The sequence below is a fragment of the Natrinema sp. 74 genome (genome assembly GCF_046097095.1).
GTDB lineage: Archaea > Halobacteriota > Halobacteria > Halobacteriales > Natrialbaceae > Natrinema.
Window position 1 is genome coordinate 985,893 of sequence record NZ_CP175698.1, and the last position, 14,725, is coordinate 1,000,617.

Below are 14,725 nucleotides of genomic sequence, written 5' to 3' on the forward strand. Positions count from 1 at the left end.
GGAGGACTCGCAACGAGAATGTACATCAAGGCGCTCGTCCTAGACAACTTCAAGAGTTTCGGCCGAAAGACCAAGATTCCGTTCTACGAGGACTTCACGGTCGTCACGGGCCCGAACGGCTCCGGTAAGTCGAACATCATCGACGCCGTCCTTTTCGCGCTCGGACTGGCCCGAACTCGTGGCATCCGCGCCGAGAAGCTGACCGATCTCATCTACAACCCCGGCCACGAAGACGGCGACGCCTCGACCGGCCCCCGCGAGGCCACCGTCGAGGTCATCCTCGACAACTCCGATACGACTCTCGAGCGCTCGCAGGTCGTCAACGCGGCGGGCAGCGACGACATCGGCGACGTCGACGAGATTCGGATTCGACGGCGGGTCAAGGAGACCGAAGACAACTACTACTCCTACTACTACCTGAACGACCGCTCGGTCAACCTCTCTGACATTCAGGACTTGCTCGCACAGGCCGGTGTCACCCCGGAGGGATACAACGTCGTCATGCAGGGCGACGTCACCGAGATCATCAACATGACGCCCCACGCCCGCCGGGAGATCATCGACGAGATCGCGGGCGTCGCAGAGTTCGACGCCAAGAAGGAAGACGCCTTCGCGGAACTCGAGACGGTCCAAGAGCGGATCGACGAGGCCGAACTCCGCATCGAGGAGAAACGCGACCGACTCGACCAGCTGGCCGACGAGCGCCGGCAGGCCATGCGCTACCGCCGCCTGCGCCGCGAAAAGGAGGAGTACGAGGGCTACAAGAAGGCCAGCGAACTCGAGGAGAAACGCGACGAACTCGACTCCCTCGAGAGCGAGGTCGACGACCGCGAGGACGAACTCCGCGACCTCCAGCGGGAACTCGACGAACGCGAGGGGAAAGTCGTCCGCTTACAGGAAGACCTCGAGGATCTCAACGCGGAAATCGAGCGCAAGGGCGAGGACGAACAGCTCCGGATCAAAAGCGAAATCGAGGAGATCAAAGGCGACATCTCGCGTCTCGAGGACAAAGTCGAAGCCAGCAAGGAGGCAATCGAGGAGGCCGAATCAGAACGCCGCGAGGCGTTCGTCCAGATCGATCGCAAGCAGGAGACGATCGACGACCTCGAAAGCGAGATGCGCGAGCACAAACTCGAGAAGGCCTCGATCAAAAGCGAGATTCAGGAACGTGAGACCGAACGCGACGACCTCGAGGCCGAAATCGAGGCCGTCGACACCGAGTTCGACGAGCTCAAAGCCGATCTCGCAGAGCGAAAGGACAAACTCGAGGACGCGAAAACCGAGAAGAACGACCTCCAGCGCGAGCAAGACCGCCTGCTCGACGAGGCCCGACGGCGCTCGAACGCCATCGGCGAGAAAGAAGCGACGATCGAGGACCGCCGCGAAGAGATTCCCGAAATCGAAAGCGAACGTAACGACCTCGAGCGCGAACTCGAGAAAGCCGAGCGAAATCGGTCGAACATCGCGGAGGTCGTCGACGACCTGAAAGGCGAGAAGCGTCGGCTCCAGTCCGACCTCGACGAGTTAGACGACGAGATTCAGGCCAAACAGCAGGAGTATGCCGAACTCGAGGCCAATGCGGGCGAGAGCGGCGACTCCTCCTTTGGCCGCGCGGTGACGACGATCCTCAATTCGGGGATCGACGGCGTCCACGGCGCGGTCGCCCAACTCGGGACTGTCGCGGGCGAGTACGCCGTAGCATGCGAAACGGCAGCGGGTGGCCGGCTCGCGAACGTGGTCGTCGACGACGACGTCATCGGCCAGCAGTGTATCGAACACCTCAAATCACGCAACGCGGGCCGGGCGACGTTCCTGCCGCTGACGGACATGAGCCAGCGCCGGCTGTCGTCGGCTCCCAGCGACCCGGGCATCGTCGACTTCGCGTACAACCTCGTCGACTTCGACGACCAGTACGCCGGCGTCTTCTCGTACGTCCTCGGCGATACGCTGGTCGTCGAGGACATCGAGACCGCCCGCTCGTACATGGGCGACTACCGGATGGTCACGCTCGACGGCGATCTGGTCGAGAAAAGCGGCGCGATGACCGGCGGTTCCGGCGGCGGCTCCCGCTACTCCTTTACCGGCGGTGGCGAAGGCCAACTCGAGCGCGTCGCTACACAGATCACCGAACTACAGGAGGAACGCGAATCCCTCCGCGAGGAACTGCGCGACGTCGAGGAGCGCCTCGACGACGCCCGCGACCGCAAGAGCGATGCGGCAGACGAGGTGCGATCGATCGAGTCCGAACTCGAGGGGCTCGACGAGAAACGCGAGCGCATCGAGACGGAGATCGAGGACCTCGAGGACGACCTCGCAGAGCTCCGCGAGGAGCGCGAATCGGTCGACGAGCGGATGAACGAGATCTCCGCGGAGATCGAGTCGAAGACGGCGGCGGTCGAGGAGATCGAAGCCGACATCGACGAGCTCGAGACGGAACTCGCCGATTCGAAGATCCCCGAGCTGACCGAGCAGATCGAGACACTCGAGGCCGAGATCGACGAGCGCGAGGACCGCATTCAAGAGCTCGACGGCAAGGTAAACGAGCTCAGTCTCGAGAAGGAGTACGCCGAGGACGCCATCGAGGACCGCCACGACGACATCGAAGCCGCGCAAAATCGGAAAGCCGAACACGAAGAGCGGATCGAGGAGTTCGAAGCGGAGATCGACGGAAAGCGCGACGAACTCGCGGACAAACGCGAGGCGGTCGAGGAGTTAGAGGCAGAGCTCACCGAACTGAAGTCCGACCGGAGCGACCTCAAGGAGGAGCTATCCGAGGCCCGGACGAAACGCGACCAGCAGCAAGACCGGGTCAACGCCGTTGAGAGCAAACTCGAGGACGCCCGTGAGCGCGCGAGTAGCTTAGAGTGGGAGATCGAGTCCCTCGAGAGCGAAGTCGGCGACTACGACCCCGAGGACGTGCCCGACCACGACACCGTCCTCGAAATGATCGAAGTCTTCGACGCCGACATGGAGGCGCTGGAGCCGGTGAACATGCTCGCGATCGACGAGTACGACGAGGTCAGAACCGATCTCGAGGAGTTAGAGGAGGGGAAGGCGACGCTGGTCGAGGAAGCAGAGGGCATCCGCGACCGGATCGAGCAGTACGAGACCCAGAAGAAGCAGACGTTCATGGACTCCTACGACGAAATCGCCGCGCAGTTCACGGAGATCTTCGAGAAGCTCTCGGAGGGGACCGGAACGCTGCACTTGGAGAACGAAGACGATCCCTTCGACGGCGGGCTGACGATGAAGGCCCAGCCGGGCGACAAGCCGATCCAGCGGTTAGACGCGATGTCCGGCGGCGAGAAGTCGCTGACCGCACTCGCCTTCATTTTCGCGATCCAGCGGCACAACCCGGCTCCGTTCTACGCGTTAGACGAGGTCGACGCCTTCCTCGACGCGGTCAACGCCGAGCGCATCGGCGAGATGGTCGACGAACTCTCCGAGAAGGCCCAGTTCGTCGTCGTCTCCCACCGCTCAGCGATGCTCGACCGCTCCGAGCGAGCGATCGGCGTCACGATGCAACAGGACAACGTGAGCGCGGTGACCGGGATCGATCTGAGTAGTGGGGAGGTTCCTGCCGATGACTAGAGAGTCGGGTAGCGACTCCGAGAGAGCGCGTGGTGAAGCCGCGAGCAGGGAGTCTGGTAGCGACTCTGAACAACCGAACGGCGAAGCCGCGAGCAGTGAATCTGGGGCCGACGACGACGTTCCACTGAACATCACCGGCCACGAGAACCGCGAGCGACCGGGCGAGACGAGTCTGGACGGATCCGACGAGTCGGTCCTCGAGTTCACCGACGCCGGGGCCGATCCCGCGGACGACGGAGACGACGAGGAAGTCGAGCCCGTCGAACTGCTCGTCCAACTCGCTGAGGACGGCGAGATCGATCCGTGGGATATCGACGTCGTCCGCGTCACCGACAAGTTCCTCGAGGCGATCGAGGACGCCGACCTCCGCACATCGGGGCGGGCGCTGTTCTACGCGAGCGTCCTTCTGCGGATGAAAAGCGACGAGCTGTTTGCGGCCGACGAGCCCGAGGAGGAAGCGGAACTCCCGCCGTGGGAGGCTCCCTTCGCCGACGACGGCGCGATGGACGCCGAGGAAGGCAACCGGGAGTACCCGTCGGGATACGATCCCATCGAGAACCTCGAGGAAGAGATGGAGCGCCGACTCGAGCGCAAACACGCCCGCGGAAAGCCGGAGACGCTGGACGAACTGGTTCGCGAACTGCGGACCGCCGAGCGCGACACCTGGTGGAAAGAGTCCCGGAGTTACGACACGAGTGACTCTCCCAAGGGATACGACCGCGGCGTCCAGGAGCTAAACTACCACTCGGACGACGACGTCCGGGTCGACGACGAGCCGACCAGCGACGACGTGACCCACACGACCCACGAGGAGGACATCGAGTCGGTCATCGACGACGTGGAGACCGAACTCGAGGACCACTACGAGCGGGGCCGTGACGAAGTGCTCTACGCCGAGATCGACGAGATCGGCGGCACGCGCGTGATGACCTACCTCGCACTGCTCTTTCTGGCCCATCGCGGGCGAGTCACGCTCGAGCAGGACGAACTGTTCGGCGACCTCTGGATACAGCGGGTCGCGGTGGAGCCCGAGGCAAGCGAAGCGATCGCAGACTGACCCCCGTGGTGGGACGGTGTCGCTACTGCCGTTCGAACCCGAGATTCAAAACGAATGATTGAACCTCCTCTCAGCTACCGGCGTAGAGACGACCGGCACCTCGTTGGTGCGTCCAACCGCCGGTCGACATCGGCTTCGGTGAGGTCGCTTACCGGCGTGTCGTCGAACCCGTCGCCGTCGGTAGCCTCTTCGCTGGAGTATTGGCCCTATGTTAGACATATTGACGCACAACTCAACAGTCCTCGGTCCTGTTCTCGCGCCCACAAGCGTTTAGCCCGCACCGGCGAAACGTCGGGGCGATGCCCAGACCGGACGACGTCCTCTTTCGCACCTGGGTCGAGACGTTCGCGCTGCTCCGGAAACTGCTTCCGATCGCCCTCCTCGCAGGAGCACTGGTCGGGCCGATCACCGTTATCGACCCAGTGATCGGGATGTGGGTCTCGGCGCTGCTTTTCCTACTGGCCCTCGTCGGCCTTCACCTCGCGAGTCAACTGCCGCTCTATCCGGCCCACGCGTTCGGGCTCGAGTACCGCTTCGAGGAGGAGCCGTTCGGGGCCGAGCGACGCGAGTGCGTTCGTTGCGGAACGCTTGCCGAGTCGGGAACACATCGCCGCTACGCCAAGCAAATCGTCGTCCTCGGCGTGCCGCTACACACCCTCGAGTGGGGGCACAACGACTTCTGTCCCGACTGCGCGCCGCTCGAGGACGGCGTCGCCGCGAGCGACGATCCTGCTTCAAACCGGTCGCCGGAGCCGACACCGGGACACGCTGCGACGGGGGACCGGAACCAGACGGCAAATGTGGGCCACCGATCGGAGCCCGAACGGCCGTCGCGCTCGAGCCCGGATGCGTCGGCTGCGGCCACGACGCCCCCCGCGGCACCCGACACGCCCCGACTCGAGTCCGCCCGACGCGTCGACCGGACCGACGAGACGACGGCGCTCGAGCTCAAACGCGCTTTCGAGTAATCAGAGATAGTCGCCGGCCAGCAACTCGACGCGCTCGCGAGTCGCCTCAGGAATCGCTTCCGGGGGAGTGTTGATCGTCCCCTCGAGTGCGGTCCAGGCCTCGCTCTCGAAGTCGTCGGGCATCGTCCGGACAGCGCGTTCGACGACTGCGTTGATGGCGTCTTCGTTGGCCGCGGCGTTTTCGAGGACCTCCTCGAGAGAGACCTCGCTGTCTTCTTTCCAGACGTCGTAGTCGGTGACGCCGGCGATCGTAGCGTAGCTGAGTTCGGCCTCGCGGGCGAGTTTGGCCTCCGGAATCGCGGTCATACCGATGATATCCCAGCCCTGCGACCGGTAGAACTCGCTTTCGGCTTTCGTCGAGAACTGCGGCCCCTCGATGCAGACGTAGGTGCCGTCCTCCTCGACCCCGGTGTCGCCGTCGGTCGCCTTGCGGGCTGATTCAGCCAAATGGGAGGCCAGCGCCGGACAGTACGGCTCCGCGAATCCCATGTGGACGACCATTCCATCGCCGAAGAACGTCGGCGAGCGGTGCTTGGTCCGGTCGAAGAGCTGATCGGGGACGACCAGCGTCCGCGGGGGCAGGTCCTCGCGCAGGCTCCCGACCGCGTTCGTCGCGATCACGCGGTCGACGCCGACCGATTTGAGCGCGTAGAGGTTCGCCCGGTAGGGCGCGTCGCTTGGCGGATGCCGGTGGTCCGCGCCGTGACGCGGGAGGAAAGCCACGTCCCGTCCGCCGAGTTCCCCGATCGTGATCGCCTCGCTCGGCTCGCCGTAGGGCGTCGAGACCGCCGCTTTGCGCGTGTTTTCGAGCGGCAGCGCCTCGTACAGTCCGCTCCCGCCGATAACGCCGATGGTCATGCACAGCAATGCGTCGACCAGCGCCCTAAAGCTCCGGATCTCACCTCGCTCCCGTCCGGCGGCGCGAGCCGCCGACGAGCGTGGGAAGAGCGACCGTTCGCCGGCAGTGGCCGGCGCTATCACGGCTCAGGAGCACCCAAGTAGCGCGGTCGTCACTGTTGGGCTATGGCAGTTCGCGAGGAGTCCGACGGCGGGCTCACCGACGGCCCGCTCGTCCGCCCGATGCTTCGACTGGCGTGGCCGCTGGTGGTCATCCAGCTCCTGCAGGTCGCCTACAACGTGGGTGACACCTTCTGGCTGGGCGCGCTCTCGCCCGACGCGGTGGGGGCGGTAAGCCTCGCCTTTCCGCTTCTCTTCTTGCTGATCGCAGTCGGCGGCGGCTTCACGACGGCCGGCGCGATCCTGATCGCCCAGCACACCGGCGCGAAAAGCGGCGATGCGGGGCTGATCGCCGGCCAGACGCTGTCGTTCGTCTCGCTCGTCGCCGCCGCCCTCGGCGCGCTCGGTTTCGTCGCGACCGAGCCGATGCTGGCAGCCCTGCCCGCCGACGCCGAGACAGGTGCCGAGATCCTTCCGCTCGCGGCGGGCTACCTCCGGATCTTCTTCCTCGGACTCCCCTTTCTCTTCGGCTTCTACGTCTTCGTCGCGCTCATGCGCGGCTACGGGACGACGCGTGCACCGATGCGCGTGATGCTCGTCAGCGTCGTCCTCAACCTCGCGCTCGATCCGCTGTTCATCTTCGGCGTCGGCCCGTTCCCACGTCTCGAGGTCGAAGGCGCTGCCGTCGCGACGCTCATCTCGCGCGCGCTCGCGACCCTGATCGGGTTCTATCTGCTGTACTACACGGATGTCGGGCCGGATATCCGGCCCGCACACCTCCGCCCGCGCTGGGCGTACGTCGCGAAGATCACGCGGCTGGGGACGCCGTCGGCGCTTGAGCAGTCGATGACGGCCCTCGCACTCGTCGCGATGACGGCGATGGTCGTAACCTTCCCGCCGGCGGTCGTCGCGGCCTACGGGCTGGGCAACCGGTTGATCTCGCTGGCCTTCCTGCCGGCGCTCGGGCTGGGACAGGCGACGGACACGATCGTCGGCCAGAACCTGGGGGCGGGGAAACCGGACCGGGCGGCTCGAGCGGTCCGGATCGCCGCGGGTGCGATCGCGGCAATCATGCTCTCGGCGGGTGCGGTCGCCGCGCTGTTCCCCGAATCGTTCGTCTCGGTGTTCGTCACCGCCGACGCGGCGGGGAAAGCGGCGACGATCGACTACGGCGCGACTTACCTCCGCTTCGCCGCGGTCGGCTTCGCGTTTATGGGCGTCTTGCAGGTCGTTCAGGGTGCGTTCCGCGGGGCCGGCAACACGAAGACGGCGCTCGCGTTCGCGGTGTTCGGGCTTTGGATCGTCCGCGTGCCCGTCACCTACGCGCTCGTCTTCGTCGCGGACTGGGGACCGACCGGCGTCTGGACGGGCGTCGTCATCGGCGACATCGCCGGGGCGGTGGCGGCCACCGCGTGGTTCACGCGGGGGACGTGGAAGCGGTCGATCGTCGGCGATAGCGGGGACGGCTCGAGGCCGACCGAGGGCACGGCCGAGGCGACCGAGTCGGAGTCGGTCGCGGAGTAACGGCGGTCGGGACCGCCGCGGATGGTGAGTCGGGGCAGACTCCCGATCAGAGATTCCGCTCGATCGCCGCTCGCAGCCGACGCTCGAGGTCGGCCTCGTCGCCTGGTTGGAGCGAGACGCGGTCGTAGCGCTCGTCTGCGTCGAAGTGTTCGGCCAGAAGACCGCCGCGGCGGTCGACCTCGAGCAGCAGGTCGAAGCCGTTTTCCTCGGGGAGCGTGACGACCTCGAGTTCGTCGAGATCGCCCGCGAAGGGGCCGGATCGGGGAACGAACTCGAGTTCCTGTACGAAGCGGCGGCTCGCGAACAGCGACTCGGTGGCCTCGCACTTGGCCGTTCGGAGGGTAAAGCCGAGCGACTCGAGGGCGTCGAACAGCGTCTCGCGGAGCGGATCGGGCTCGATCTGGATGGGGTCGCGGTCGTCCGGGTCGACCGCCCAGTCGATATCGAGGCCGGTGTCGAGCCAGACGTTCGTTCGCCCCAGCGTGACGGGGGTGTGGTACGGCACGTCAATGGTAACGGTAAACGACCGCTCCTCGTCGGGTTCGATGGTAAAGGAGTCCGCGAGGTCGTACGTCTCGATCTTCGCCGTGCCGCGGCTCTCGTCGGTCTCGTAGCGCGTCGCCAGCGCGAAGTAGATGCTGTCGACTTCCTGCGCGTCGTTGCCGCCGGTGACATCGACGCGCGCGTCGACGGAATCGCCCGCCGTAAGCGTCGTTGGGAGGACCGTATCAACCGTCGCCGAACCGATTCCGAGGCTCGAGAGAATGCGTTTCATCCGATACGACGGATCGGAGCCGTCCCTTAAATACTTTGTCTGATTGACACCAGCGCCGATCGACGACGGTTGGGTTCACGGCGGACAGCGACGGCGTCGGAGCAGTGACGGCGGATGAAGTCGAGAAGCGAACGGTCAAATCGGCCGAGACACGCTAGTCGCCGATGAGCGCCCATTCGTCGGCTCCGGCCGACTCGAGCACCTCGCGTCGGTCCATCTCGGCGAGGACTTCGGGCAGCCGGTCGGGTTGGGCGATCTCCATCTCGATGCGTTCGACGCCGTGGTGTTCGGTGAGGAAGTGACGGATCTCGTCGTTCGTAAACGTCTCTTGGTCGGCCTTCTCCATGGCGCTCGAGATGAGGTCGACCATGTCCTCGATGAAGTTCCACGGGTAGACGACCCAGGTCCACTCCTCGAGCTGTTCGCCGACGTAGTCGGGCTGGAACTCGCTGGTGCCGAGCAGTTGGAGGGTCGCGGTGCGGACCTCGCCGGCGTCGCGGTCGTCGACGTACTCGTAGGCGCGTTCGATCGAGCCGCCGGTGTCAGCGATGTCGTCGATGATGAGTACGTCCTTGTCCTCGACGCTGCCTTCCGGCATCGGATAGCGGACGGTCGGCTCGCCGGACTTCTCGGCGGTGCCGACGTAGTGTTCCATCTTCAGGCTCGTCAGATCGTCGAGACCGAGGAAGTCACAGAGACATCGCCCCGCGAACCAGCCACCGCGAGCGAGCGCGACGACGACGTCCGGTTCGAATTCGTCGTCGCGTACGTCGTCGGCCACGTCGCGACACAGGCCGTAAATGTACTCCCAGTTGGTTATCGTGCAGTCGAAATCGTCCGGTAGGTCGGACATCTAATGGCCACCTACCCGGTGTCTCGAGCGCGGGCCCCTTAAGTTGGCTGAAACGGTTCACTCGCCCTCGGCGATGGGGCCGAAGCCGGTATCGCGGGTCACCTGCGTCTGGAGCCCGATGAGGACGAGCGCGACGGCGACGGCCCCGATCCGGGGCATCGTCGCCGGCCAGACCATCGCGGCGACGCCGAGTGCGACGTATACCGCGCGGACGCCGTAGCTCAGCGGCGACGGGGCCCCGAACGGCTGCGGCGCGCAGTTGAGACCGTGGGTGATCGCGACCGCACCGAGCAGGACGATCAGGCCCGACCCGGCCGTCGCCAGATCGAAGCCACCCGTCACGATTTCAGGGTTGTAGATGAACGTAAACGGGAGGACGAACAGCGGCAGGCCGAGTTTCAGCGCCTCGAGGGCGGTCTTCCAGAAGTTCGACTCGGCGATACCAGTGGTCACGACGACCGCGATGGCGATCGGCGGCGTGATCCCCGAGAGAATCGCCGCGTAGAACACGAAGAAGTGCGCGGCGAGTGAGGGGATGGCGAACTCACCGGTCAGCGTCGGCGCGATCAATAAGGCGACGATCGTATACGCCGCCACGGTCGGCATCCCCAGTCCCAGCACGAGACAGACGACCATCGCGAGGATGGTCGTGAACAACAGGACCCCGCCCGCGACGCCGACCAGTGCGAGCGAGAGTTTGCCGGGGAGACCGGTCGCGTTCAGCAGGTCGACGATCCCGTTGACCGCCGCGATGATGATCGCGATCGGTGCCAGTGTGACCGCGCCGAATCTGAATCCCGAGATCGTGTTCTTCAGCGCCTCGAGGCTCGTCTCGCCGACGCGCTCGTCGCTGTCGACGGCGCTCAGCGCAATGGGGATTCCCGCGCCGGTCAGGACCATCGCCGCGCAGGTGTACAGCGCGGAGCTGATGACCGTCCACTGGGCGATTCCCAGCGTGTACAATAACACGGCGAAGGGCACGCCAAAGCGGATCGCCTCGATCACCGGGTGATATCCCTCCTCGAGGTCGTCGATGCGCTGCTCGAGGTCGATACCGCCCTCGGGGAGTTGCTTGACCGACATGTAGTGGACGCCGATGGCCACGGAGATGTAGAACACCAGTGCGGGGATGATCCCGGCGATGAGGACGTCGACGTACCCGATTCCCGGAATGAGCGAGGCCATGACGAACGCGGCCGCGCCCATCACCGGCGGCATGATCTGCCCGCCGGAGGAAGCGACCGCTTCGATCCCGCCGGCCGAGTCAGCCCTCATTCCGCTCTCTTTCATCAACGGAATCGTAAATGAGCCCGTCATCGCCGCGTTTGCCGTCTGGGCCCCGTTTATCGACCCCACGATCAGACTCGAGATCACCGCCGACTGGGCGACCCCCGATCGGAGGTACTTCGCCGTCCGGAACGACAGCCGCATGATGAGCTGAAAGGCCCCGTAACCGCGCATCAGCCCCGCGTAGAGTAAAAACAGCGCGACCCAGGCGGCCACGATCTGCGTGATCGAGCCGAAGAAGCCGTCGAACTCCATCGTCAGCAGATTGATGATCTGCCTGATTCCGATGCCGCCGTGGCCTAGCAGACCCGCGATCAGGTTGCCGTAGAAGGCATACAGGATCGAGGCAACTACGACGCCGGCGAAGGCGGCCCCGAACGCCCGATAGGTCAGATAGAGGACGACGAGCGCGAACAGACCGCCGATGGCGTACTCGTAGCCTAACGCGTACCCGATCCGCGTCGTCTCGAGCACCTCGTAGTGCACCCAGACGTAGGCCGGCACGGCGACGCCGATGATCGCACACGCCCACAACCCGAGGCGCTCGAGCCAGTCGCCCCGCTCGAGTCCCCTGAGTTCGTCGAGGGTGTAGATGAGAACGCCACCGGCGAGGAAGACGGCACCGTACTTCGCTCGCGGTACCTCCTGATTGAGCGCGTATAGCAAGACCCGAGCCCAGAAAAGCAGGGCCACAACCGTGACGAGATTGTTCAGCAGGTGCTCGCGACGGAGCGCCAGCGGCGACCGGACGGGCGGCTCGCTCTGGGTCTCGCTCATGGACCACTATCCGCTGGTCTCGCCGCGGGTGTACGCGCTCATGTCGACGCCCTGCTCCTCGAGGAAGTCGTACGGCCCCGGATGGACCGGGACATCCTCGAGATAGAGGCTAGCCATGGTCTCGGGCTTGCTGTGGTCGAGGTAGGCGGGTTGGCCCTCCTGAATCGCCGCGGTGTGTTCGTTGCTGATCGTCGCGAGTTCGTAGCCGACATCGCGGGAGACGCCGCTGTCGATCCAGAATTGGAAGTCCGCGCCGTAGACGTCCATCTGATTCTGCTGGAAGTTCTGCTGTTGCCACCCGTAGACGTCGATCCGACTGTGACTCGTCCCGCGGGTATTGTTCGCGGCCTCGACGAGGCTATCGGAAAACGAGACGAGCTGGAGGTCGGCGCGGGCGTCGACCTCCGTCGCCCAGCCGGCGAGGTTCGTGAAGCCAGCACCGTACCCCATCATCGCGTTGATGTTCCCTTCCTCGATGAGGCCGGCCACGTCGCCGGTACCGGCGTCGACGATCGAGTCAGAGTTCTGGAGTTCGCTCCAGAGGCCGGCGTTCGAGAAGACGGTCTCGGCCTGCTGGCGCAGTCCCCACTGAGGCGGCAGCGGCCAGAAGTTGCTCCCGACGAGGTCGTCGGTCGTCTGGATACCGGACCCCGTGACGGAAAGCACGTGCATGTGCAGCGGCGTGATCGAAAACAGCTGGTTCGGGAGCGTGTCCAGCGGTCGCTCCTGGAACGGCGGGAGATCCTCCTGAGCCGAGGCGACGATGAAGTTCCCCGCAGTCAGCGCCTGGAGGTTGCCCTGCGAGAACTGTCGCAGGCTCGGCGGGTCCCCACCCGTTTCCTGGTTTTGCCACCGGATCTCGCCGGCCGGCTCGGTGTCGCCCGACTGGTTCTTGACGACTCGCTGGAAGGAGTTACTCGCCGCACCGGTCGTCGTGCTCGCGCTCGGAATGCCGACGCTCAGCGACGTCGCACCACCGTTACCACCGCCGCCGAGACAACCGGCTAACGCACCGACTCCGATCCCACTCGCCGCTTCCAGCACCCTACGCCTGGTAATTGATACCATACACAGTATCCGCTTCCTCGTGGCCAATGAAACTATTGTAAAGTTGTATGACGTTCAATAGCATATATTTCCAATGCTAACGACGACAGTCATCGCGACGAACCGGAGTTGCAGAAACAGACGCTACAGGTTTTCAGGAGTGTCTCGTGAACGCGAACGTAGAGTGACCTCGCAGCCGATCGTTCTCACCCCGCCATCGCTGGCCGACTCCGTATTTGGTCCGGCTCTTCGCCACGGGAAGACGATACCATGACGGGTTCCGAGGTCGGAACTAGCTATTTATAACGCCGTAGTATAACCTAGTTATCGATGGCACGCACCCAGATCCAGGCCGCCCGCGAGGGAACGGTCACGCCCGAAATGGAGCGCATCGCCGAGCGAGAGAACCGCGACCCCGAGTTCGTCCGCGAGCAAGTCGCCGAGGGACAGGCCGTAATCCCGGCGAATCGCAACCACGGCGCGCTCGACCCGATGATCATCGGTCGGGAGTTTTCGACGAAAGTCAACGCCAACATCGGCAACAGCGAGACGACCAGCGACCTCGAGACGGAACTCGAGAAGCTCCACACCGCGGTCCACTACGGTGCGGACACGGTGATGGATCTCGGGACGGGAAGCGACTTAGACGAGATCCGGGCGGCCCATATCGACCACTCGCCAGTGCCCCTCGGGACAGTGCCGCTGTACGAGGCGGTCAAGCAGGCGGGCAGTCCCGAAGACATCACGAAAGATCTGCTGCTCGAGATCATCGAAAAGCAGGCCGAGCAGGGTGTCGACTACATGACGATCCACGCGGGAATCTTAGCCGAGCACCTGCCGCTGACCGACGGCCGGAAGACTGGGATCGTCTCGCGGGGCGGCTCGATCATGGCCAAGTGGATGGAAGAGCACGGCGAGCAGAACCCGCTGTATCAGCTCTTCCCCGAGATCTGTGAGGTCTTCGCCGAGCACGACGTGACGTTCAGCCTCGGTGATAGTCTCCGGCCGGGCTGTCTGGCTGACGCCTGTGACGAGGCCCAATACGCCGAGCTCGACACGCTGGGCGAACTCACACGCGTCGGCTGGGACCACGGCGTCCAGGTGATGGTTGAGGGGCCGGGCCACGTGCCGATGCACAAGGTCGCCGAGAACGTCGAGCGCCAACAGGAGGTCTGCGACGGCGCGCCGTTTTACGTCCTCGGACCGCTGGTGACCGACATCGCGCCGGGCTACGACCACATCACGAGCGCCATCGGTGCCGCGATGGCGGCGCAGGCGGGAGCCGCGATGCTCTGTTATGTCACCCCGAAAGAGCACCTCGGTCTCCCCGAGGAGGAGGACGTCCGCGACGGGCTGGCGGCCTACCGGATCGCTGCCCACGCCGGCGACGTTGCCAACGAACGGCCCGGCGCGCGCGACTGGGACGACGCGCTCTCTGAGGCCCGCTACGAGTTCGACTGGCGCGAGCAGTTCCGCCTTGCGCTTGACCCCGAGCGCGCGCGGTCGTTCCACGACCAGACGCTGCCCGGCGATAACTACAAGGAGGCCCGCTTTTGCTCGATGTGCGGGGCCGAGTTCTGTTCAATGCGCATCGACCAAGACGCGCGCGCGGACGGAGACATGGAATCGCTCGAGGACGGCGCGGGAACCGACCTCGAGGACTCGCCCGCAGCGTCGGTCAACCGGCCGCCCGTCGGCACCCACGCCTCGGGCGAGTTACCGCCGATGGCCGATCACACCGATCCGCTCGAGGAAGCGAGCGACGATTGACCGCCGACGACCGCGGCGGCAGCGCTCGAGGCCTGACAAACGCCCGCACAGCCGTCGACCGTTGGTTATCAAAGCCGAGTACAGTCACAGAGAATCGACCTCGTACTTATCCGACATAG

At 65.0% G+C, this 14,725-nt stretch carries 10 protein-coding genes; 5 read left to right on the forward strand and 5 right to left on the reverse strand.

The genetic code is table 11. The features are described 5' to 3' along the window. Positions 1-18: 18 nt before the first annotated feature. The 3 genes from smc to ACJ70B_RS04930 all read left to right on the forward strand — a co-directional run bounded on the left by smc (position 19) and on the right by ACJ70B_RS04930 (position 5,616). Positions 19-3,591 carry a chromosome segregation protein SMC gene (smc, locus tag ACJ70B_RS04920; RefSeq protein ID WP_408959296.1) on the forward strand — a complete coding sequence of 1,191 codons (3,573 nt, stop codon included), beginning with the start codon at positions 19-21 and terminating at the stop codon, positions 3,589-3,591. After that, the gene (locus ACJ70B_RS04925; RefSeq protein ID WP_408959297.1) at positions 3,584-4,648 is read left to right on the forward strand and encodes a segregation/condensation protein A; all 1,065 of its coding nucleotides are present in this window, start codon (positions 3,584-3,586) and stop codon (positions 4,646-4,648) included. The genes smc and ACJ70B_RS04925 overlap by 8 nt, the downstream gene beginning before the upstream one ends. Positions 4,649-4,947: 299 nt before the next feature. After that, on the forward strand, positions 4,948-5,616 hold the full coding sequence (locus tag ACJ70B_RS04930) for a hypothetical protein (protein ID WP_408959298.1): 669 nt from the start codon (positions 4,948-4,950) through the stop codon (positions 5,614-5,616). On the opposite strand, the gene mtnP is transcribed toward ACJ70B_RS04930, so the two are convergent. Continuing rightward, positions 5,617-6,474 (reverse strand): S-methyl-5'-thioadenosine phosphorylase, encoded by an 858-nt coding sequence (gene mtnP / locus ACJ70B_RS04935; RefSeq protein ID WP_408959299.1) that lies wholly within the window; start codon positions 6,472-6,474, stop codon positions 5,617-5,619. Between the two features lie 165 nt (positions 6,475-6,639). Here mtnP and ACJ70B_RS04940 point away from each other — a divergent pair, with 165 nt between their 5' ends. Next, on the forward strand, positions 6,640-8,097 hold the full coding sequence (locus ACJ70B_RS04940) for an MATE family efflux transporter (RefSeq protein WP_408959300.1): 1,458 nt from the start codon (positions 6,640-6,642) through the stop codon (positions 8,095-8,097). Positions 8,098-8,143: 46 nt separating this feature from the next. Here the strand turns inward: ACJ70B_RS04940 and ACJ70B_RS04945 are convergent, their stop codons facing one another. The 4 genes from ACJ70B_RS04945 to ACJ70B_RS04960 all read right to left on the reverse strand — a co-directional run bounded on the left by ACJ70B_RS04945 (position 8,144) and on the right by ACJ70B_RS04960 (position 12,857). Further along, a complete protein-coding gene (locus ACJ70B_RS04945; RefSeq protein ID WP_408959301.1) occupies positions 8,144-8,872 on the reverse strand; it encodes a sporulation protein in 729 nt (242 codons plus the stop codon). Between the two features lie 154 nt (positions 8,873-9,026). Next, positions 9,027-9,725, reverse strand: coding sequence for a phosphoribosyltransferase (locus tag ACJ70B_RS04950; RefSeq protein ID WP_408959302.1), 699 nt, complete (start codon positions 9,723-9,725; stop codon positions 9,027-9,029). Positions 9,726-9,782: 57 nt separating this feature from the next. Beyond that, on the reverse strand, positions 9,783-11,789 hold the full coding sequence (locus ACJ70B_RS04955) for a TRAP transporter permease (RefSeq protein ID WP_408959303.1): 2,007 nt from the start codon (positions 11,787-11,789) through the stop codon (positions 9,783-9,785). A 6-nt stretch (positions 11,790-11,795) separates the two neighbouring features. Then, positions 11,796-12,857: a TAXI family TRAP transporter solute-binding subunit gene (locus ACJ70B_RS04960; RefSeq protein WP_408959304.1), complete on the reverse strand. Its 1,062-nt coding sequence runs from the start codon at positions 12,855-12,857 to the stop codon at positions 11,796-11,798. Between the two features lie 309 nt (positions 12,858-13,166). Between ACJ70B_RS04960 and thiC the strand changes: the two genes are divergently transcribed. Then, positions 13,167-14,606: a phosphomethylpyrimidine synthase ThiC gene (gene thiC, locus ACJ70B_RS04965; protein ID WP_408959305.1), complete on the forward strand. Its 1,440-nt coding sequence runs from the start codon at positions 13,167-13,169 to the stop codon at positions 14,604-14,606. The last annotated feature ends 119 nt before the right edge of the window (positions 14,607-14,725 follow it).